The organism is Microbacterium sp. NPDC056736 (genome assembly GCF_042790415.1).
Taxonomy (GTDB): domain Bacteria; phylum Actinomycetota; class Actinomycetes; order Actinomycetales; family Microbacteriaceae; genus Microbacterium.
Genome location: NZ_JBHTZE010000001.1, coordinates 527,905 through 545,852, shown reverse-complemented (window position 1 = coordinate 545,852; position 17,948 = coordinate 527,905). Strand labels below are relative to the sequence as shown.

At 72.8% G+C, this 17,948-nt stretch carries 16 protein-coding genes; 11 read left to right on the top strand and 5 right to left on the bottom strand.

All coding sequences use genetic code 11. From position 1 onward, the window contains the following. The first annotated feature begins 15 nt into the window (after positions 1-15). Positions 16-1,245, top strand: coding sequence for an MFS transporter (locus ACFRAL_RS02515; protein ID WP_378879364.1), 1,230 nt, complete (start codon positions 16-18; stop codon positions 1,243-1,245). A 31-nt stretch (positions 1,246-1,276) separates the two neighbouring features. Here ACFRAL_RS02515 and ACFRAL_RS02510 read toward each other — a convergent pair whose 3' ends face one another. Beyond that, complete coding sequence (locus ACFRAL_RS02510) at positions 1,277-2,794, bottom strand: chromosome partitioning protein (RefSeq protein ID WP_378879361.1); 1,518 nt, start codon at positions 2,792-2,794, stop codon at positions 1,277-1,279. Between the two features lie 204 nt (positions 2,795-2,998). On the opposite strand from ACFRAL_RS02510, the gene nucS reads away from it, so the two are divergent. The 6 genes from nucS to ACFRAL_RS02480 all read left to right on the top strand — a co-directional run bounded on the left by nucS (position 2,999) and on the right by ACFRAL_RS02480 (position 11,364). After that, positions 2,999-3,694: an endonuclease NucS gene (nucS, locus tag ACFRAL_RS02505; RefSeq protein WP_336393971.1), complete on the top strand. Its 696-nt coding sequence runs from the start codon at positions 2,999-3,001 to the stop codon at positions 3,692-3,694. Between the two features lie 87 nt (positions 3,695-3,781). After that, a complete protein-coding gene (locus tag ACFRAL_RS02500) occupies positions 3,782-6,709 on the top strand; it encodes a glycosyl hydrolase (RefSeq protein ID WP_378879357.1) in 2,928 nt (975 codons plus the stop codon). Between the two features lie 21 nt (positions 6,710-6,730). Next, on the top strand, positions 6,731-7,231 hold the full coding sequence (locus ACFRAL_RS02495; protein ID WP_336393973.1) for a MarR family transcriptional regulator: 501 nt from the start codon (positions 6,731-6,733) through the stop codon (positions 7,229-7,231). 9 nt (positions 7,232-7,240) lie between these two features. Further along, positions 7,241-7,960 carry an HAD hydrolase-like protein gene (locus tag ACFRAL_RS02490; protein ID WP_378879354.1) on the top strand — a complete coding sequence of 240 codons (720 nt, stop codon included), beginning with the start codon at positions 7,241-7,243 and terminating at the stop codon, positions 7,958-7,960. Continuing rightward, positions 7,953-9,248, top strand: coding sequence for a hypothetical protein (locus ACFRAL_RS02485; RefSeq protein ID WP_378879352.1), 1,296 nt, complete (start codon positions 7,953-7,955; stop codon positions 9,246-9,248). Before ACFRAL_RS02490 ends, ACFRAL_RS02485 begins: the two co-directional genes overlap by 8 nt. Before the next feature lie 40 nt (positions 9,249-9,288). Beyond that, complete coding sequence (locus ACFRAL_RS02480; protein ID WP_378879350.1) at positions 9,289-11,364, top strand: bifunctional lysylphosphatidylglycerol flippase/synthetase MprF; 2,076 nt, start codon at positions 9,289-9,291, stop codon at positions 11,362-11,364. 93 nt (positions 11,365-11,457) lie between these two features. On the opposite strand, the gene ACFRAL_RS02475 is transcribed toward ACFRAL_RS02480, so the two are convergent. Then, complete coding sequence (locus ACFRAL_RS02475; protein ID WP_109208752.1) at positions 11,458-11,664, bottom strand: cold-shock protein; 207 nt, start codon at positions 11,662-11,664, stop codon at positions 11,458-11,460. Between the two features lie 360 nt (positions 11,665-12,024). Between ACFRAL_RS02475 and ACFRAL_RS02470 the strand changes: the two genes are divergently transcribed. From ACFRAL_RS02470 to ACFRAL_RS02455, 4 genes are read left to right on the top strand one after another with little or no spacing between them, the layout of a single operon-like run. Further along, positions 12,025-12,657, top strand: coding sequence for a GntR family transcriptional regulator (locus ACFRAL_RS02470; RefSeq protein ID WP_336393977.1), 633 nt, complete (start codon positions 12,025-12,027; stop codon positions 12,655-12,657). Between the two features lie 57 nt (positions 12,658-12,714). Next, the gene (locus ACFRAL_RS02465; RefSeq protein WP_378879347.1) at positions 12,715-13,215 is read left to right on the top strand and encodes a GNAT family N-acetyltransferase; all 501 of its coding nucleotides are present in this window, start codon (positions 12,715-12,717) and stop codon (positions 13,213-13,215) included. A 35-nt stretch (positions 13,216-13,250) separates the two neighbouring features. After that, positions 13,251-13,955 (top strand): hypothetical protein, encoded by a 705-nt coding sequence (locus ACFRAL_RS02460; protein WP_378879346.1) that lies wholly within the window; start codon positions 13,251-13,253, stop codon positions 13,953-13,955. Further along, positions 13,952-14,497: a hypothetical protein gene (locus tag ACFRAL_RS02455; protein ID WP_336393981.1), complete on the top strand. Its 546-nt coding sequence runs from the start codon at positions 13,952-13,954 to the stop codon at positions 14,495-14,497. The genes ACFRAL_RS02460 and ACFRAL_RS02455 overlap by 4 nt, the downstream gene beginning before the upstream one ends. A 386-nt stretch (positions 14,498-14,883) precedes the next feature. Here the strand turns inward: ACFRAL_RS02455 and ACFRAL_RS02450 are convergent, their stop codons facing one another. The 3 genes from ACFRAL_RS02450 to ACFRAL_RS02440 are packed head-to-tail and all read right to left on the bottom strand — an operon-like array spanning position 14,884 to position 17,947. Further along, positions 14,884-16,236: a hypothetical protein gene (locus tag ACFRAL_RS02450; protein ID WP_378879343.1), complete on the bottom strand. Its 1,353-nt coding sequence runs from the start codon at positions 16,234-16,236 to the stop codon at positions 14,884-14,886. A 2-nt stretch (positions 16,237-16,238) separates the two neighbouring features. Next, positions 16,239-16,940, bottom strand: a complete 702-nt coding sequence (locus ACFRAL_RS02445) for an ABC transporter ATP-binding protein (RefSeq protein WP_336393983.1) — start codon at positions 16,938-16,940, stop codon at positions 16,239-16,241. Further along, positions 16,937-17,947 carry an ABC transporter ATP-binding protein gene (locus ACFRAL_RS02440; RefSeq protein WP_336393984.1) on the bottom strand — a complete coding sequence of 337 codons (1,011 nt, stop codon included), beginning with the start codon at positions 17,945-17,947 and terminating at the stop codon, positions 16,937-16,939. Before ACFRAL_RS02440 ends, ACFRAL_RS02445 begins: the two co-directional genes overlap by 4 nt. Position 17,948: the final 1 nt, after the last annotated feature.

The window sequence follows — 17,948 nt, the reverse complement described above, 5'->3', positions numbered from 1 at the left end:
CGGTACCCTGTGCTGATGGACTCCCTGCTCACCCGAACGCAGCTCGTCGCCTGGCGCACCGCGATCTTCACGATCTTCTTCGTCACCGGCCTCGGCTTCGCCTCGTGGGCATCGCGTCTGCCGGCGGTCAAGAACGATCTCGGCATCAATGACCTGCAGGTCGGCATCCTGCTCTTCGTCGCGGGCGCCGCGTCCATCGTCGGCCTCTCCCTCGCCAACGTCATCGTCGTGCGCTGGGGAGCCCGCCGCGGGATGATCGCCACCATCATCACCTTCTCGCTCGGCGTCGCGGTCGTCGGCGTGGGCGTGCAGACGATGGAGTCGTACGCGATCACCGCCGTCGGACTAGGGCTCATGGGCATCGGCATGAGCGCGACAGACGTGATGATGAACGTCGAGGCCGCGGCGGTCGAGCAGGCCTTCGAGCGCACCCTCATGCCCCTCTTCCACGCCTTCTTCAGCATCGGCACGGTCGTGGGCGCAGGGATCGGGGTGGCCATGGCGGCATGGCAGGTCGGCGTCGGCTGGCACCTGTGGGCGATCGGCGTGCTGGTCCTCGCCGCTGGGCTGTTCTCGCTGCGCGCGGTCCCCTCGCGGGAGATCGTCCACGACGATCCCGCGACGAAGGCGACCCGGCGCGAGCGGATCGCCGAAGCGCTCTCCGTGTGGCGCGATCCGCGCACGTACGCCATCGGCGCGATCATGCTCGGCATGGCGTTCGCAGAGGGCAGCGCCAACGACTGGCTCACGATCGCGATGGTCGACGGCCACGATCAGACCGAGGCCGTCGGCGCGGTCGCCCTCACCGTCTTCTCGGTGGCGATGACGGTCTTCCGCATCCTCGGCGGCCCGCTCGTCGATCGCATCGGGCGCGTGTGGACGCTGCGGATCCTGGCGGTCGCCGCGGCCGTGGGCCTGGTGATGTTCATCCTGGCGCCCTCGCTGCCCATCGCGTTCATCGGCGTGGCGCTGTGGGGCGCCGGCGCCTCCCTCGGCTTCCCCCTCGGCATGTCCGCGGCGGCAGACGATCCCGCCAAGGCCGCGGCATCCGTCTCGGCCGCCGCCACGATCGGCTACCTGGCGTTCCTGTGCGGGCCGCCGATCCTCGGCTGGATCAGCCACGAGATCGGCATCCTGCCGACCCTCTGGATCATCGTGGGTCTCATCGTGATGTCGGGACTCGCCTCGGGCGCGGCGAAGCCGATCGCCGGATCGCACGTCGGCGCCGGCCACGCGCACCGGTGATGATGCAGGGCCGGGCGGTCGCCCGGCGTCTCTAGAGGCGGTCGGCGACCGTCGCCGCGACCGTCAGCCACGCATCCCGCGTCTCGGGGGCGAGGGCGTCGAAGTCGATCGGCCCGCCGTCCACCAGGGACGGGTCGAACGGCGCGCTGACGACCGCCGACGTGACCTGCTCGAAGTGACGCGAGAGGCGCGTCTCGAGGCGGCGGTCCGGGCGTGAGGACGGCGCGGTGAGCACGGTCACGGCGTCGTCGATCTTGTCGCCGAACCCCTTCTCGCGCAGCCCGTCCAGCAGCCAGGCGGCACTGGCGGCGGTGTCCTCGCGCACCGTCGAGACGATCACCAGCTGGTCGGCCGCGGCGACGGCGGCCACCCAGTTGGAGGCGCGCATGTTGTTGCCGGTGTCGACGATCATGAGGCGGTAGTACCGGCGGAGCAGGGCGTGCAGCCGGTCGAATGCCGCCGAGTCGATCGTCGACGATGCCGCCGCGTCCTCGTCGGACGCCAGGACGTCGAAGCGCGCGTCGACCTGCGTGCGCACGTACGTGTCGAGCGCCGCGAGGCTCGAGCCCTGCGGATTCCAGAACTCGTCGAGATCGGCGAGCAGGTCCACGGCGGTCCGGTGATGGGGCGCGTTCTGTGCGCGCCAGCCCAGCGTGCCGCGGGTCTCGTTGTTGTCCCAAGCCAGGGTCGCGCCGCCGCGGAGCGTGCCGAACGTCGCCGCGAGCAGCAGGGTGCTCGTGGTCTTGTGGGCCCCGCCCTTCGGGTTGAGCACGACGATCGTGCGCGGGGCGTCGAGGCGTCGCTGCACCCGCTTCACGCGGTCGAGCCGCTCCTGCTCGGCGCGGCCCGGCGCCGGCGAGACCAGGCCGCCGGTGGCGCGGCGGATGACGCCCTGCCATCCCTCGGTCGCGCGCGGGCGGGTGCTGCTGCCGCCGCGCGACTCGAGCAGGTCCTGGACGGTGGGCCGCGCGGGGCCGCGGCTGTCACTCCCCGCGCGCACCGGGGAGTCAGCGGGGGTCGCCGGCACAGCGGGGGTCGCCGGCACGGCGGACGTCGCCGGCACAGCAGGGGTCGCCGGCACGGCGGACGTCACCGGCGCAGCGGGGGTCGCCGGCACGGCGGACGTCGCCGGCACAGCGGGGGCCGGCACGACGGGGGCAGGCACGGCCGAGATCGGCGTGGCGGGGGCCGGCACGGCGGACACCGGGAGGGGGGCGGTCGACGCGCGGGGCGTCGGCTCCGCCTCGTCTTCGGAGTCGGCGAGGTCGCCGACGGCGATGCGCCCGGTCTCGGGCGTGGCGGGGTCGAGGGACTCCGCGTAGGTGCCGTCGGGGTGCACCACGAGCGGCCAGCGGGACGCGCCCTCGACGAGAGTGGCCTGCGCCGGCTCGCCCGACGAGGCGGCGAGCTGGCGCATCTCCTCGACGATCCGGTCGCGCAGGGCGCGAGGGTCGGGGGCGACGACCTCTTCGACCTCGGTGCCGACGTGCAGTTCGGCGACGGTGCTGGAAAGGATGTGCACGGTCGCATCGGGGTGACGCGAAGTCATCGGTTCTCCTCCGGGAGGGCGGAATCAGGCGCCGGCGGCACGGTGGGGCGGCCGCCGATCGGTGGGGGCAGGCGGTGGGCGCGGAGGCCGGCGAGGGCCGTCGGAGCGCGAGCGCGCGCGTGGGCGCGCGTTCGGCGTGCATGTTCACGGTAGTCGACGCTCGCCGCTCACGCCGCCTCGGCGAGCGCGGACTAGGCTCTTCGGGTGCGTCTCGTCATCGCCCGCTGCTCGGTCGACTACACCGGTCGGCTCAACGCCCACCTCCCGCTCGCGACGCGCCTGCTGGTGCACAAGGGCGACGGCAGCCTGCTCGTGCACTCCGACGGCGGCTCGTACAAGCCGCTGAACTGGATGAGCCCGCCCTGCCGCTTGGACGTCGAGATCCCGGATGCCGAATCCGCCGCCGCGGGCGTCCTCGAGCACTGGCGGGTCACGCACGCCAAGACCGGCGACGCGCTGCTCGTGCGCATCTACGAGGTGCTGCACGACACCTCGCACGAGCTGGGCCTCGACCCCGGCCTGCAGAAGGACGGTGTCGAGGCCGACCTGCAGCGCCTCCTCGCCGAGCAGGTGGACGTGATCGGCGACGGGCTCACCCTCGTGCGCCGCGAGTACCCCACGGCGATCGGTCCCGTCGACCTCCTGCTGCGCGACCCGGAGGGCGGGACGATCGCGGTCGAGGTCAAGCGACGCGGCGACATCGACGGTGTCGAGCAGCTGACCCGCTACCTCGAGCTGCTGGGACGCGACCCGCACCTCGCGCCGGTGACCGGGGTCTTCGCGGCCCAGGAGATCAAGCCCCAGGCGAAGGTGCTGGCCGCGGATCGCGGCATCCGCTGCGTCACCCTCGACTACGAGGGCATGAAGGGCATCGAGTCCGGCGCTCCCCGGCTGTTCTGAGGCGGGCCCGCCCGGCCGAGGCTTGTGTGTTGTCGGTGCGACGGTACATACTGTCGCGAAGACAGTACCGAGAACGGATGCCGTGCAATGACGCTCGACGACTTCCGGCGTGAGATCGCCGACCCCGCCATCGAATTCCGCCCCGAGCTGCGCTGGTGGCTCGCGGAGGGCCTGCACACCGACGCCACACTCCGGCGCGAGATCGACGACGCCCACCGGCTCGGCTTCGGCGGCATGGAGTTCCTCGCGATGGACGAGGGTGCGATCGACCATGCCCGGTACGGCTGGGGGTCGGAGGAGTGGGTGCACGACTCGCAGGTGGTCGTCGAGGAGACGACCCGGCGCGGCATGTCGGTGAGCTTCACCTCGGGCACGAACTGGTCCAACGCCAACCTCCCGACGATCGACCCCGACCAGCCCGCCGCCGCGCAGGAGCTCGATGTCGTCCACGAGACGCTCGCCGGCGGCGAGTCCCGCAGCGGAGCGCTGCCGCGCATCGACCTCGACGCGCCGATCGCCGAGACGACCCTCCCCGGCCATCGCGGCACGGTGACGCGGCAGCACCTCGTGGCGGTCGTCGCGGCACGCATCGCGGGCGAGGGCGTCCTCGACGTCGCCTCGGTCGTGGATCTGACCGCCCTGGTCGACGGCGAGCAGCTCGACTGGACCGCGCCGGCCGATGGCCGGTGGCGCCTCTTCGCGTACTGGATGCACGGCACGGGTCAGACCGCCTCGCCGTCGGCGGGCGTGAACCACACCGTGAACTACCTCGACCGCGACGGGGTGGACGCCGTCATCGCGTACTGGGACGACGTCGTGCTGACGCCCGAGCTGCGCGACGAGCTGAGCCGCAACCCGCGCGCGCAGATGTACATGGACTCGCTGGAGCTGTCCACCTACGGCGCGGGCGGGCTGTTCTGGGGGTTCACCGTCGCCGAGGAGTTCCGCGCGCGGCGCGGCTACGACATCACGCCGTGGCTTCCCTTCCTCACGCGCGACGTGCCGTTCATGGCGGTCTCGACCGTCTACCACCACCAGCCCGCCGACGACGCCGACCGCACGACGGTCGACAAGGTCAGGTTCGACTACGCCCGCACGCTCACCGACCTGTACATCGAGAACATGCTCCGTCCGTTCGCCGAGTTCCTGCACGGCGTGGGCATGACGCTGCGGGCCGAGATCAGCTACGGCCTGCCGTTCGAGCTCACCCGTCCGGGTCCGGAGGTCGACGGCATCGAGACGGAGTCCCTCGAGTTCGGCGCCCAGATCGACGCGTATCGGCTCATGGCCGGCCCCGCGCACCTGTTCGGCAAGCAGTACTCGTCCGAGACGGGCGCCACGACGCGCAACCACATGCTCGACCACCGCTTCTACGACCAGATCATCGCCACCCAGCTGGCGGCGGGGATCACCAAGACGGTCCTGCACGGCTGGGCCAGCCCCGCCGGCGCCGAGGGCGTGACCGAGTGGCCGGGCCACGAGGGCATGTGGCCGATGTTCTCGGAGCGGTTCGACACCCGCCAGCCGGGGTGCGAGTTCTATCCGCTATGGACCGCGGCGATCGGCCGCCTCCAGTACGCCCTCCGCCGTGGGCGGCCCCGCATCGACGTGGGCATCCTCCGCACCGACCACTTCACCGACAACCTCATCGGCGTCGCCTTGGCGGACGTCGATGGCGAGCGGATCCCCGACGAGGTCGCCTACGGCACGATGTGGATGCGCGACCGGCAGAACCACTGGTGGCAGGACCTGGGGATGCAGGACGCCGGCATCACCTACGAGTTCTTCGACGGATCGCTGCTGCTGCGGGACGACGTGACGTTCGACGGCGACGAGGTGCAGCCCGGCGGCCCCGGCTACCGCGCCCTCATCGTCTACCAGAGCACGCTCGACCCCGACACGGCCGCGCACCTGCTGACGTGGGCCCGGCGCGGCCTGCGCCTGGTCATCGTGGACGGCGCGCGCGAGCTGGAGTCGCTGCGCGACCAGCGCTTCCGCACGCACGAGCGCGCGGCATCCGCCACCCCCGGTCTCGACGGCCGGGACGACGAGCTGGCGGGGGTCATGACGGAGCTGCGACGGTTGCCGAGCGTGCGGGTGGTCTCGCCCTCCGGCGTCGTGGCCGCTCTCGACGAGCTCGGGGCCGGCGGCCGCGCGCGCTTCGTCGAGGACGACCGGCACGTGCTCACGCACCTGCGCGAGGACGGCGACCTGACCGTGCTCTACGCGTACCACTTCCTCTACGAGACGACCGAGTCGACGACGGTCCGCGTGCGGCTGCAGGGGTCCGGCGCGGTCCACCGCCTCGACGCGTGGAGCGGCCGGCTGCGGCCGCACCTCGGCGCGCGGCGCGACGGCGAGGGCACCGTCGTCGAGCTGACGCTGGCTCCCGGTGAGGTCGCCGTCGTGGTGCTGGACAGGGCGACGGATGCCGACGACTCGGCCGCCCCGCCCGTCGCCGAGGTCGCGCGCGCCGACGAGTGGGAGCTCGTCGTCGAGAGCTGGGACGCCGGCGAGCCCGAAGTGCTCACGGAGGACCGCGGGCTCGGCTACGTCTCGACGGAGGTGCGCCCGACGACCGCCGTGACACCGCGGGACGCCGGTCGCGTGCGGCTCGCCCCGTGGTCGGAGCTCGACGCGATCGGGCCGGAGGTGTCGGGCGTCGGCGAGTACCGCGCGACGCTGCGCGCCCCGGATCCGGCCCCCGGCGCGCGCTACGTCCTCCATCTCGGCTCGACGGCGGGCGGGCTCGGTTCGGTGCGCATCGGTGACGGTCCCGCGCGCGGCTTCGACACCGCGCACCCCGTCGTCGACGTCACCGACGACATCCGCGCGGGCGACAACGCGATCACCGTGCGCGTGGCCAGCTCGCTCAACAACAGGCTGCGCGCCCGCGGCTACTATGAGCGCGTCCCCGACATCATCGCGCGGGACAGCGGGCGGGAGGGGTTCCAGCGCGCGGTCGTGCGGGAGTACGGACTGCTGGGTCCCGTGCGACTGCTGCGGGAAGGGTGATGCGGGAGGGAGCCGGGGGCGATGGCACGAGGTGACGTCGACACCGACGCGTCCGCGGACCTGCGCCCGGTCGTCGGCGAGGACCCGCTCGATCTCCGCCTGTCGCTGGCGACGGTCATCCACTGGGCCGACAGCACGGCCGTCCGCAGGGACGTCATGGCGAGGGTCGACTTCCCCTCCGACGACATGGGCATGTTCCTCGTGGTGAACCAGCTCTCGTACAACGGCGCCATGCGGCCCGTCGAGCTCTCGGCGGCCCTGGGGATGACGGCGACCAACATGAGCAAGATCGTCGGCCGCCTCGTGCAGGCCGGCCTCGTCGTTCGCGTCGCCGCCCCCGATGACGACCGGGGTGTGCTGGTGGCCCTCACCGCCGAGGGCCGCCGCATCGGCGGGCGCATCATGGCGACCGCCGAGCAGAACCTGCGCGATGCGCTCGCGGACTGGTCACCGGCCGAGGTGGACCAGCTGCGGCGGATGATGGCGCGGCTGGCCCGCGGGCGGCGCGGCGCGTCCGCATAGGGTGGACTCATGCCGAGTCGATCGCCGTGGACCTGTGTGCTCTGGGACGTGGACGGGACGATCGTCGATGCGTCCGACGGCATCCTGCGGCGCCTCACGATCTGCCTCGAGCACTTCGGCAGGCGCCCGCCGACCCGCGCCGAGCTCGTGCACTGGATCGGCCCGCCGATGTACGAGTCCTTCCAGGTCAACGTCGGCATGACGCCGGAGCAGTCCGCCGAGGCCGTGGCGTTCTACCGCCGGCTCGGCAAGGAGGACGGCTACACCACGGGGGCGAAGCTGTTCCCCGGCATCGCCGAGCTGATCACCGACGTCGCAGCCGCCGGCATCCCGCAGGCCACGGCCAGCTCCAAGCCCGAGGTCCAGGTGGACGCGCTGATGGACCACTTCGATCTGTCGCCCTCGCTCACCGCGATCGTGGGGGCGACGCCCGACGAACGGACCCTGAGCGCCAAGTCCGACATCGTCGCCGAGGCGCTGCGCCGCCTCGCCGCGGCCGGCGCCGACATCAGCCGCCCGGTGCTCGTCGGCGACCGGCACCACGACGTGGACGGGGGCGCCGAGCAGGGTGTGCCGGTGATCTTCGTCCGCTGGGGATTCAGCTGGCCGCACGAGTCGGAGGGCGCCCAGGCGGTGGTCGACGACGTCGACCAGCTCCGCACACTGCTGCTCGTCGGCGAGCAGGCATCGGAGGCCGCCGAGGACGTCGTCGTGGGCGCCGATGGCTGAGATCGTCGCCGCGATCCTGGGGTGGGTGGTGCCCGCCCTGGTCGTGTTCGGCGTCACGGCGCTCGCCATCGCCGCCATCGCCTGGGGGGTGCGCCGCGCACGCCGGTCGCCGCGGGCGCGCGCGGCGGCCGAGAAGGAGCGCGGCCGCGCCGGCGCCGCGCTGGTGCGCCTCGACGACGCGGTGTCCGAACTCGAGCTCGAGGTCGGGCTGTCGGGCGCGCTGTACGGCGGCGACGCGCCGCCGTCGCTGCGGCGGGCGCGGCTGACCGCGCAGCACGTCCGCGACGCGTCGTTCGAGGAGTACCGCGACCTCAGCGACGAAGGCCTCACGCCGGCCGACATCCGCCGCGCCTCGTCGCGGATCGAGCGGCACGCCCAGGAGGCCCTGGCCAAGGTCGCGTCTGCGCGCGCCGAGCACGCCGCGTGGGTCCGGTCGAACGTCTCGGCCGCCGGCCAGGTCGACGCCGCCCGTCGCCGTCTCGCCGCGCTCCGCGCGTCGATGGGAGACCCGGCCGCCCTGGTGGCCGACCTGTCGTCGCGCTTCGCCGAGGAGGAGTGGCGGGATGCCGCGCGCGCGGCGCGTGCCGCGCTGGAAGGGTCCGCGGCGGCGGGACGCCACCTCGACGACGCGGCCGCCCGGGCCGGAGACCCGTCGCTGAGCGCCCTCGCCGACCTCGCCGCGGCGGAGCGGGCGCTGCGCCAGGCAGAGGTCGACTCCCGCAGCCTGGAGGAGACCCACCGGCTGGTGCTGCAGGCGGCGCAGGCCGTGCCCGAAGAGGTGTCGGCGGCGCGTGTCGCGCTGCGCCAGGCATCCGTGACGCGTGAGCATCTCGAGATCGCCGACGCCGAGCGCCTCGGCGCCGAGCTGCACGCCATCTCGGACGAGCTGGACCGCATCGAGGACGACGCCGCGCGGCGCCCCACCCGTGCGGTCCACGCCATCGCGCGGCTGCGCAGCCGGCTCGACATCGCGCTGGGCGACGCCCGGACCGCGCAGCAGCGCCTGCGGGGCGCGCGCACCGCCCTGCCCGGCACCCTCGCTGCCGCGCGCGGCGCGATCGCGCAGGCGGAGGCATCCGTCTCCCACGCCCATGCCGGAGCGGACGCTCGGGCCCGCCTCATCTCGGCGCAGCGGGAACTCGCCGAGGCGCGTCAGGCCGAAGACCCGGTCGAGGCGCTGGATGCGGCCCGGCGGGCGATGCGCGACGCCGAGGACGCCAGATCGCTGGCCGAGTTCGCACGCACCGCGGTCGCGCCGGGCGACCACGGCGAGACGCGCCGCAGCTGAGGCCGCTGAGGCTGCCGGTCTCCGCCGCTATCGTGAACCCATGAGCGACGGGGCGTCCCAGCGACCGAACCGCGCCCTCGCGGGCGCAGCCAGGATCCCCGCGACGCTCACGATGATCGCGCTCATCCTCGTCGCGGGCATCGTGTGGCAGGGGCTGTGGCGACCGTTCGAGGAGTCCGACCTGTTCGATGTCGTCGCGTACGGCCTTCCGGCGCTGCAGGACGGCCGGTGGTGGACGCCCGTCACCGGCACGTTCTTCGTCGACCTGCCCTGGGTCTACCTGCTCACCATCACCTCCTTCGCGGGCATGGCGTACCTCGAACTGCGTCGCGGATCACGCGTCGCGCTGGCGTACTACTGGGTGGGGCAGCTCTTCGCGATCTTCGCCGCCGCCCTCGTGCTGTGGACGCTGTCGGCCCTGCCGTGGGAATGGGCGCAGCAGCAGGCCGCCGCTCTCGACGTCGGCGCGTCGGGCGGGACGATGGCGTGCCTCGCCGCGGCGGCGGGACTGCTGCGGGCCCCATGGCGGGTGCGCGCCTGGCTCTTGCTGCTCGGGTTCGTCTTCGTCGCGATGCTGTTCTGGGGAGCCCTCGCCGATCTCGAGCACCTGCTGGCCGTGCTGCTCATCCTCTTCGTCGACCGGTCCCTGCGCATCCGCCGCACCACCGTCCGCGAGCAGCGGCTCATCGCGTTCATGGCGCTGCTCGTGCTCGGGGCGGTCCAGCTCATCACGATCGTCGTGCCGACCGACGGCCCCTTCGGCCCGACCGAACCCGTCTCCGGGGGCCTGATCGACTTCGCGATCGACGCTGTCGTGATCCTCGTCGTCGCCAACGGCCTGCGGCGCGGCCGTCGGTGGACCTGGGTCGTGGCCGTGGTGCTGGCGGCCATCAACGTGCTGACGGGGCTGGCGGTGGTCGCGGCGATCATCATCGCGAGCGAGGCCCGGCTCGAGGCCACGATCGACGGCGAGACCGAGCTCGCGCTCGCGAGCGGCCTGCTGTGGCTGCTCATGCTCGTCTACCTGGTCTGGGTGCGCGGCGCGTTCCGCGCACGGCGGACGTCGAGCATCGGGCAGCAGCCGACCCCGGACGTCGACGAGGTCAAACGGATGCTGCACGCGCACGGCGGCGGCACGCTGTCGTGGATGACGACGTGGGACGGCAACAGCTACGCCCGCGCCGCCGACGGGATCGTGGCGTACCAGCGCCGGGCCGGCGTCGCCCTGGCCCTCGCCGACCCGCTCGGGCCGCCCGCCTCGCGGGAGGCATCCGTCCGCGAATTCATCCACGCCGCCGAAGTCGCGGGACTGGTGCCGTGCTTCTTCAGCGCCGACGAGCGCACGCGCGCAGCCGTGCCGTCGTCATGGCGCAGTCTCGTCGTCGCCGATGACACCATCGTGGACCTGCCGGGGCTGGAGTTCACCGGCAAGCGGTGGAACTCGGTGCGCTCATCGCTCAACCGCGCCGGCCGCGAGGAGATGACCTTTCGGATGACGCGCCTCGAGGACGAGCCCTGGGGCGTGCAGCAGCAGCTGCGGGCCATCTCCGAGATGTGGGTCGGCGACAAGGGGCTTCCCGAGATGGGCTTCACCTTGGGCACGCTCGCCGAGGCGGAGGACCCCGAGGTGCGGCTCGCGCTCGCGATCGCGCCGAACGGCGACGTCGACGGCTTCCTGTCGTGGCTGCCCGTCTACGGGTCCGAGGGCACGGCGCGCGGCTGGACGCTGGATCTCATGCGACGGCGCGACGGCGGCTTCGCGCCCGTGATGGAGTTCCTCATCGGGTCGTCGGCGAAGCTGTTCTCGGAAGAGGGCGCCGAGATCATGTCGCTGTCGGGAGCGCCGCTCGCGCACGACTATCCCCCCGACGCCGGGATGATCGCCGCGCTCAGCGACAAGCTCGCCGACGCTCTCGAGCCGGTCTACGGATTCCGGTCGCTCCACCGGTTCAAGGAGAAGTTCCACCCGCGGTACGAGACGATGTACCTGCTGTACCGGGACGAGAGCGACCTGACCCGCATCGGGGGCGCGCTCACCCGTGCGTTCCTTCCCGACGCCACGCTGCGTCAGTTCGCCGGCGCGGGGATGGAGCTCGTCCGGGGCGACCTTGGCTGACAGCACGCGGACGGCACCCGAGAGCCGCGGCATCCGCAGCCAAGCGCGGACGCCGCGGCTCACCGATCGCACGAGGCGATCGGCCCGCTCGACTCAGAGCGGGCGGATGTTCTCGGCCTGGAGGCCCTTGGGTCCTTGCGCGATCTCGAACTCGACGCGCTGGTTCTCCTCGAGGGAGCGGTAGCCACCCGACTGGATGGCGCTGTAGTGCGCGAAGACGTCTGCGCCGCCTTCGTCGGGAGCGATGAACCCGAAGCCCTTCTCCGAGTTGAACCACTTCACGGTGCCCTGCGTGCTCATTACTTGCCGTTCTTCTGTGATCTCGTCGCTTTTGCGGCGAGTCCCTCCAACGTAGTGAAGACGCGCGCGCGCGGCGAGACCCTCTTCGGATGGTGACAGAAATGTTGCACTGACCACGGCGACGCGGTCTCGGGCCCATCGCACGCCCGGGCTGAGCCTTGCTCGAAGCCCGGGCGTCGACGGATCCCCCCGGATAGGCCACGCCGAAGCGTGGACATCGACATCGTACCGATATATCAGCAGATGGGCGAGGGTCGGATGCCACGATCCGCCGCGTGCCGCGAGACCCGGTCGTCGCGCGATTCCGCCGCTCATCGGGGTCTCTGCCGCGGATTCCTGCGGCGTACACTGGTGCCAGCCATGACCGCCCCCTTCGTTCCGCTCGAGCCGCGCGGCGCCGTCCTCGGAGACGAGGTGTACGCGCTCCTGGGCGAAGCCATCCTCGACGGCCGCCTCGCGCCGGGCGAGCGACTGCGCGACCACGAGCTGGCGGAGTGGCTCGGGGTGTCGCGCACGCCGGTGCGCGAGGCGCTGCAGCGGCTGGAGCGCACCGGACTCGTCGAGGTGTCGCCGCACCGGTACACGCGGGTGTCGTATCCGAATCACGAGAGCGACACCGTCGAGCTCGTGGCGTACAACATGGGGCTCGCGGTGCGTATGGCCGCCGTCCGCGCCGACGACGAGTCGCTCGCCGTCGCGCTGGAGCGGCTGGACGATGTGATCGCGGCCTCGCGCTCCGATGACGCCGCCGCCATCGCGGCCGCCAGCCACGAGTTCTTCGCCGTCATCACGCACGCGAGCGGAAACCTGCCGCTGCTGAAGTTCATCCGCGAGTACGAGATCGCGATCCGCCGCGACCTCAGGGGATGGCGTCCCTTCATCGAGTGCCCGCTGGGCCGCACGGCGGCGTACGAGGACTTCCGCGCGTCGCTCGCGGCGCGTGACGGGGATCGGGCCGAAGCGCAGCTGCGCCGCATCCACGGACTGGCGTGAGCGCGGGCCCGGCCCGAGCCCTTCTCGCGGCGATCGCGCGTCGATAGCGTGGTCCGCGTGAACCACATCGAGCTGCGCGCCCTCGACGACGACGACCTCGACGCCATCTTCGAGATGATGCGGGACCGTGAGGCGATCGCGATGGCCGCGTTCACCGCGGAGAACCCGGACGACCGCGCCGCGTTCGACGCGTGGATCGAGCGCCAGCGCGCCGATGAGAACGTGCTGTCGTTCGTCGTCACCGAGAACGGCGGCTTCGCCGGCACCATCGCCGCCTTCACCGTCGACGGCGACCGCGAGGTCACCTACTGGATCGCCCGTCACGCATGGGGTCGGGGCGTGGCGACAGCGGCCCTCCGCCTGCTGGTGTCCCACGAGCCGATCCGGCCGCTGTTCGCCCGCGCCGCCGCCCACAACGCCGCCTCGATCGCGGTGCTCGAGAAGGCGGGCTTCACCGAGGTCTCCCGCAACACCGACTACGCCCCGGGCCTCGGTCGCGAGATCGACGAGATCGTGTTCACGCTCGTTCCCGCCCTCGACGGGCTGGGCGGCGGCTGAGGCTCCTCGGGCTCTCGCCACCATAGGATGTGCGCGTGACCTCCGGCGCCCCTTCGTCCTCCGCGCCGGGGGGCGAAGAGGCCGAGCGCGCGCGATGGGTGTCGCGCGCCTGGGACCGGGTGCCGACCGGCTGGTTCGCCGGCATCCTGACGGCGGCCTTCCTCGCCGCGACGGCCGCGTTCGGGGGTCTCGCCGAAGCGGCGGTGCCGCCCGTGCCGGAGCTGAACGCCGGCGAGACGCACCAGAACGAGCAGTTCGCGCTCACCGTGGAACGGGCCGTGCTCATCGACGAGCTCCCCGAAGCAGGCGTGACCGTCGAGGCCGGCGAGCGGGTGCTCGCCCTCGTGCTCACCGCGGAGAACGCGTGGGACCGCGCCCAGCCGTCGGCCGGCAGCGGGGGGATCACGGCGGCGGTGCGCATCCCCGAGCTCGGCGACGTACCCGCCGACTCGGTCGCCCGGTTCGACGACACCACGGTCTCGCCGTACCTGCAGCCGAGGGTGCCGGCACAGCTCGTCCTCGCGTGGGCGGTCGACGCGGAGCGCTTCGACACCGCCGAGAACGTCGACATCGAGCTCAGGGACCTCTCGCTGCGCACGGGCGCGCTGGTGGTGTCGGGCCAGTGGTGGGACACGCCGGTGACGGCGGCCCGGATCAGCGTCGGGCTGACCGACGTCGGTGCCGGTGCCGACGCGGCGGAGGCGGATGCCGCGACCGACGAGGCGGAGGGCGGGGAATGAGGCCCTGGCTGAGCTGGGTGATCGGTGTCGCGCTGCTCGCGGCGGCCTGGGGTGTCGTGCAGCTCACCCCCGGCGACGAGGCCGCCGAGGCGTCGTTCGCCGTGCCGGCGGCGATCGGCGAGGAGGCGACAGGACGCGCCCTCGCCGTCACGGTCACCGACCTCCGGCTCGGCGATCGCGCCGTCGCGGGCGGCTGGTACGCGGACGGCACCTGGCTCGTGGTCGACCTCCGCGCGCAGGCGCTGCGGGAGGAGCGCGGGGCGCTTCTCGCGCATGCCGCGCTCGTGATCGACGGCGTCACCTACCGGGCGAGCGAGCGGCCCGCGTCGATGTTCCGCTCGCCCCTGGCCGTCGGCATCCCTCGCGAAGGGAGCCTCGCGTTCGAATTGCCCGCCGACCTCGCCGATCGCGCCGGCACGCTGCAGCTGGCCGTCGATGCCGAGACCCGCCTCGACTCGCTCGTCGAGGTGCCCGTGGACCTCGGAACCCTCGACCGCGCGGACGAGGTCGAGCTCCTGGCCGAGGGGTGGGTGCAGCGGTGAGCCGACGTTGGTGGCGGCGCAACGCGGTGGCGCTTGGAGCGGTGGCCGTCCTCCTGCCGGTCACGGCCCTGGTCATCGGCGGCAGCGAGTGGTGGCTGGTGAACCAGTCGCGCCCTGTCGTCGCGACGACGGTGCCGACGGGCACCGTCGCCGACTGGGCGGGGATGAAGTGGGGACCGGCGACGCTCCGCGAGCTGCCGTCCGACGCGGAGGCGGGGCTGCCGCCCGGCGCGAAGGTGGTCGTCGTCGAGGTCCCCGTCGATCCCGGCGGACACCCCGTGGCGTGCTCGACGCCGGTGCTCCGGGAGCTCGACGGCGCACAGCGGCAGTGGGACGATGCCGCGTCGGAGGTGGACTGGGACTACGACCGGCCGACGGCCTGCGTCTCAGACGCCGACGGTCCCTACACCGTCGCCGCGCCGTTCCTCATCCCCGACGACGCCGCCGGCCCGTTCGGCGTGGAGCTCACCGTCGTCGACGAGCTGCCGGCCTTCCTCCGACTCGTCGTCGTCCCCTGACGCGACGACCGGCTCGCCGATGAGCACGCCCACGGTGGCGTCGTACGCGCTGGCGACGAGCGCCGTGCGCACGGGCTCGATCACGAGCGGCACCAGCAGCAGCAGCGGGGTTCCCGCGACCAGCCAGAACGTCTCGAAGTCCTGAGGACCGACCAGGCGCGTCAGGCCGATGCGCAGGAGCTGCTCGCTCAGCAGGACGAGCGAGTACAGCAGCACGTACCCGCCGATGAGGATCGGGCCGCCGCGCCACATCAGCACCACCGCCTTCCACAGCGGCCGGAATCGCGACCCGACCTCCGAGCCGAGATCGCCGAGCCGTCGGCGGAGCCGCTGCGGGATGGCGCCGTACCGGGTGCGCGCGCGCTTCGCGAGCGGGCTCTCCCAGGTGAGCCCCTGGGGCGAGACGGCCTGGCCGTAGACGACGCCGGCGATCGTCAGCCAGGCCAGCGGCACGATCAGCACCACGCCGGCCTGTGCGATGAGCCATCCCACGGCGTCCCACGCCCAGCCGAGCGGGGCGAACCATCCGCCGACCCATTCCCGGGCATCCGCGAGCCACACCATGGCCTGCCGCGCCTCGATCCACCCCGTGAGCTGCCCGATCGCCTCGCCGATGAAGTACGCCGCGAGGAAGACCCAGAGCGCCTCCAGGTAGGTCGCGACGATCGACGTCCACCGCGGCAGCGCCTTCTGCCACCGCTTCCACGCCCAGCGACCGGCGAACGCGAGCACGACGACCCCGACGGTCCACGGCTCGAACGTCAGGTGGTCCACCGTGCCCGACGTGTCGATCTCCACCCCGGCCACGACCGCCATCGCCTCGCGACCGGTCTTCACGATGAGCGCCGCGTCGAGGTAGGCCGCGACATCCTCCACCAGGAAGCCGAGCAGGGCGTACACCGCGATGAACGGGAGAGTCGCCGACAGCAGCGCGTCGCGGAACGACCGGCGCCGGGTCAGCCGATCCACCGGGGCGGGTGCGATCACGCCGAGGCGCGGCATCGCGTCGCGGAGCACCAGGAGCATCGCGACGACGCTCACCAGCTTCGCGAGGATGGCGAGAGGAAGCAGCAGGATGCCGCCGATCGCTGAGTAGCCGCCGACGAACCCGGCGAGCTGGATGCCGGCGTACCGGCCCAGCGTCCCCGCGAGATACCACGCGACCAGCGCGGGCCAGTGCGCGACGATCAGCCGCCCCGCGAGCACGATCATCGCGCGCATGCTCACACCTCAGCCGCGCGCTGGACGCGCGTGTCCGTCACCCGGCCGTCGTGCAGCTCGATCACCCGATCGGCGCGCTGGACGAGCAGCGGATCGTGCGTCGTGACGACGGCGGCCAGGCCCCGCGCGTGCACGAGTTCGCCGATGAGGTCCATGACGGTGGCGGCGGTGCGGGAGTCGAGCTGCCCGGTCGGCTCGTCCGCGAGCAGGACGCTCGGCCTCACCGCGATAGCCCGCGCGATGCCGACGCGCTGCTGCTGCCCTCCCGATAGCTCGCTCGGGCGCTGCGCGGCCTGATCCGCCAGCCCCACGAGCGCGAGCGCCTCGGCGACCCGCGCGGCCCGCTCGGCGGGCGGCGTCTTCGCGATGCGCAGGGGCACCTCGACGTTCTCGGCGGCGGAGAGGATCGGCACCAGACCGAAGGACTGGAAGACGAATCCCAGGCGCTCCCGGCGGAGCGCGGCCAGCTCGTCCTCGCCGAGGGCGGTGGCCTCGGCATCCCCGATCCACACCCGCCCGGACGTCGGGCGGTCGAGCCCGCCGAGTAGGTTCAGCAGCGTGGTCTTGCCCGCTCCGGAGGCCCCGCGCACCACCACCAGCTCGCCCTCGGCGACCTCGATGTCGACATCCACGCACGCGTGCACCTCGCCCGCCGGCGAGCGGAAGGTGCGGCTCAGCCTCTCTCCGCGCAGCGCCACGCTCATGTCCGATCCTCGCTCTCGTCGACGGATGCCGCGTCCCGCCGTCCCTGACCGGGCCAGACGCCGACGTGGTCGGCCTCCAGCGCGAGCCGCACGCGGTCGCGGAGGTCCAGGGCGGCGACGAACTCATCGGGCAGCTGCAGGCGACCCACGCGATCGAGCACGGCGTACTCCTCCGCGACGTGCTCCTCGGCGCCGTGCTCGTCCACCCGCGTCGAGCGCAGCACCTCGGTCGACGTGCGTCCGTCGCGGATCTGAACGGTGCGTGCGACGTGCTCCGAGACGCCCGGGTCGTGCGTGACGATGAGCGTCGTCACCCCGAGCTCGCGGTTCACCGACCGCATGGCCTCCAGGACGTGGGCGCTCGTGGCGTCGTCGAGCTCGCCCGTCGGCTCGTCCGCCAGGAGCACGCGGGGCTGATTGGCGATGCCCACCGCGATCGCGACCCGCTGCTGCTCGCCGCCGGACATCTCGGCGGGACGACGCTCGGCGCAGTGCGAGACTTCGAGCAGATCCAGCAGTTCCGCGACGCGCGCCCGCCGGCCGCGGGCCGACTCGGTGCCGGCGATCGCCAGCGTCGTCGCCACGTTCTCACTCGCCGACAGGTACGGCAGGAGGTTGCGGGAGGTCTGCTGCCAGACGAACCCGACGCTGCGGCGGCGGAAGGCCACCCGCTCCTTCTCCTTCATGGTCAGCAGGTCATGCCCGGCCACCCACGCGACCCCCGCGGACGGCTGATCGAGGCTCGAGAGGATGGCCAGGAGCGTCGACTTGCCCGACCCCGACGCACCCACCACCGCCACGAGCTCGCCCGGGTCGACGCGGAGATTCAGTCCCTGCAGCGCCTGCACCTCGACGCCCGGCCCCGAGCCCGACGCCACCTTGAAGATGCGGACGAGGTCCGCGCACAGGATGTCGGCGTCCGGGACACCCCCCGGCCGACCGGCGGCGCGCGCCGCCGACGCGGACCCGCCGTCCGGCTGCTGCCGCTCTGCACCTCGAAGCGCCATC

What these genes read in the sequence shown, in the direction of transcription:
- ACFRAL_RS02455 (WP_336393981.1), top strand. Translation starts at nt 13,952, where the DNA reads ATGAGGCCCTGGCTGAGCTGGGTGATCGGTGTCGCGCTGCTCGCGGCG.
- ACFRAL_RS02450 (WP_378879343.1), bottom strand. Translation starts at nt 16,236, where the DNA reads ATGCGCGCGATGATCGTGCTCGCGGGGCGGCTGATCGTCGCGCACTGG.
- ACFRAL_RS02440 (WP_336393984.1), bottom strand. Translation starts at nt 17,947, where the DNA reads ATGGCGCTTCGAGGTGCAGAGCGGCAGCAGCCGGACGGCGGGTCCGCG.
- ACFRAL_RS02485 (WP_378879352.1), top strand. Translation starts at nt 7,953, where the DNA reads ATGGCTGAGATCGTCGCCGCGATCCTGGGGTGGGTGGTGCCCGCCCTG.
- ACFRAL_RS02470 (WP_336393977.1), top strand. Translation starts at nt 12,025, where the DNA reads ATGACCGCCCCCTTCGTTCCGCTCGAGCCGCGCGGCGCCGTCCTCGGA.
- ACFRAL_RS02480 (WP_378879350.1), top strand. Translation starts at nt 9,289, where the DNA reads ATGAGCGACGGGGCGTCCCAGCGACCGAACCGCGCCCTCGCGGGCGCA.
- ACFRAL_RS02510 (WP_378879361.1), bottom strand. Translation starts at nt 2,794, where the DNA reads ATGACTTCGCGTCACCCCGATGCGACCGTGCACATCCTTTCCAGCACC.
- ACFRAL_RS02475 (WP_109208752.1), bottom strand. Translation starts at nt 11,664, where the DNA reads ATGAGCACGCAGGGCACCGTGAAGTGGTTCAACTCGGAGAAGGGCTTC.
- ACFRAL_RS02445 (WP_336393983.1), bottom strand. Translation starts at nt 16,940, where the DNA reads ATGAGCGTGGCGCTGCGCGGAGAGAGGCTGAGCCGCACCTTCCGCTCG.
- ACFRAL_RS02500 (WP_378879357.1), top strand. Translation starts at nt 3,782, where the DNA reads ATGACGCTCGACGACTTCCGGCGTGAGATCGCCGACCCCGCCATCGAA.
- ACFRAL_RS02515 (WP_378879364.1), top strand. Translation starts at nt 16, where the DNA reads ATGGACTCCCTGCTCACCCGAACGCAGCTCGTCGCCTGGCGCACCGCG.
- ACFRAL_RS02495 (WP_336393973.1), top strand. Translation starts at nt 6,731, where the DNA reads ATGGCACGAGGTGACGTCGACACCGACGCGTCCGCGGACCTGCGCCCG.
- ACFRAL_RS02490 (WP_378879354.1), top strand. Translation starts at nt 7,241, where the DNA reads ATGCCGAGTCGATCGCCGTGGACCTGTGTGCTCTGGGACGTGGACGGG.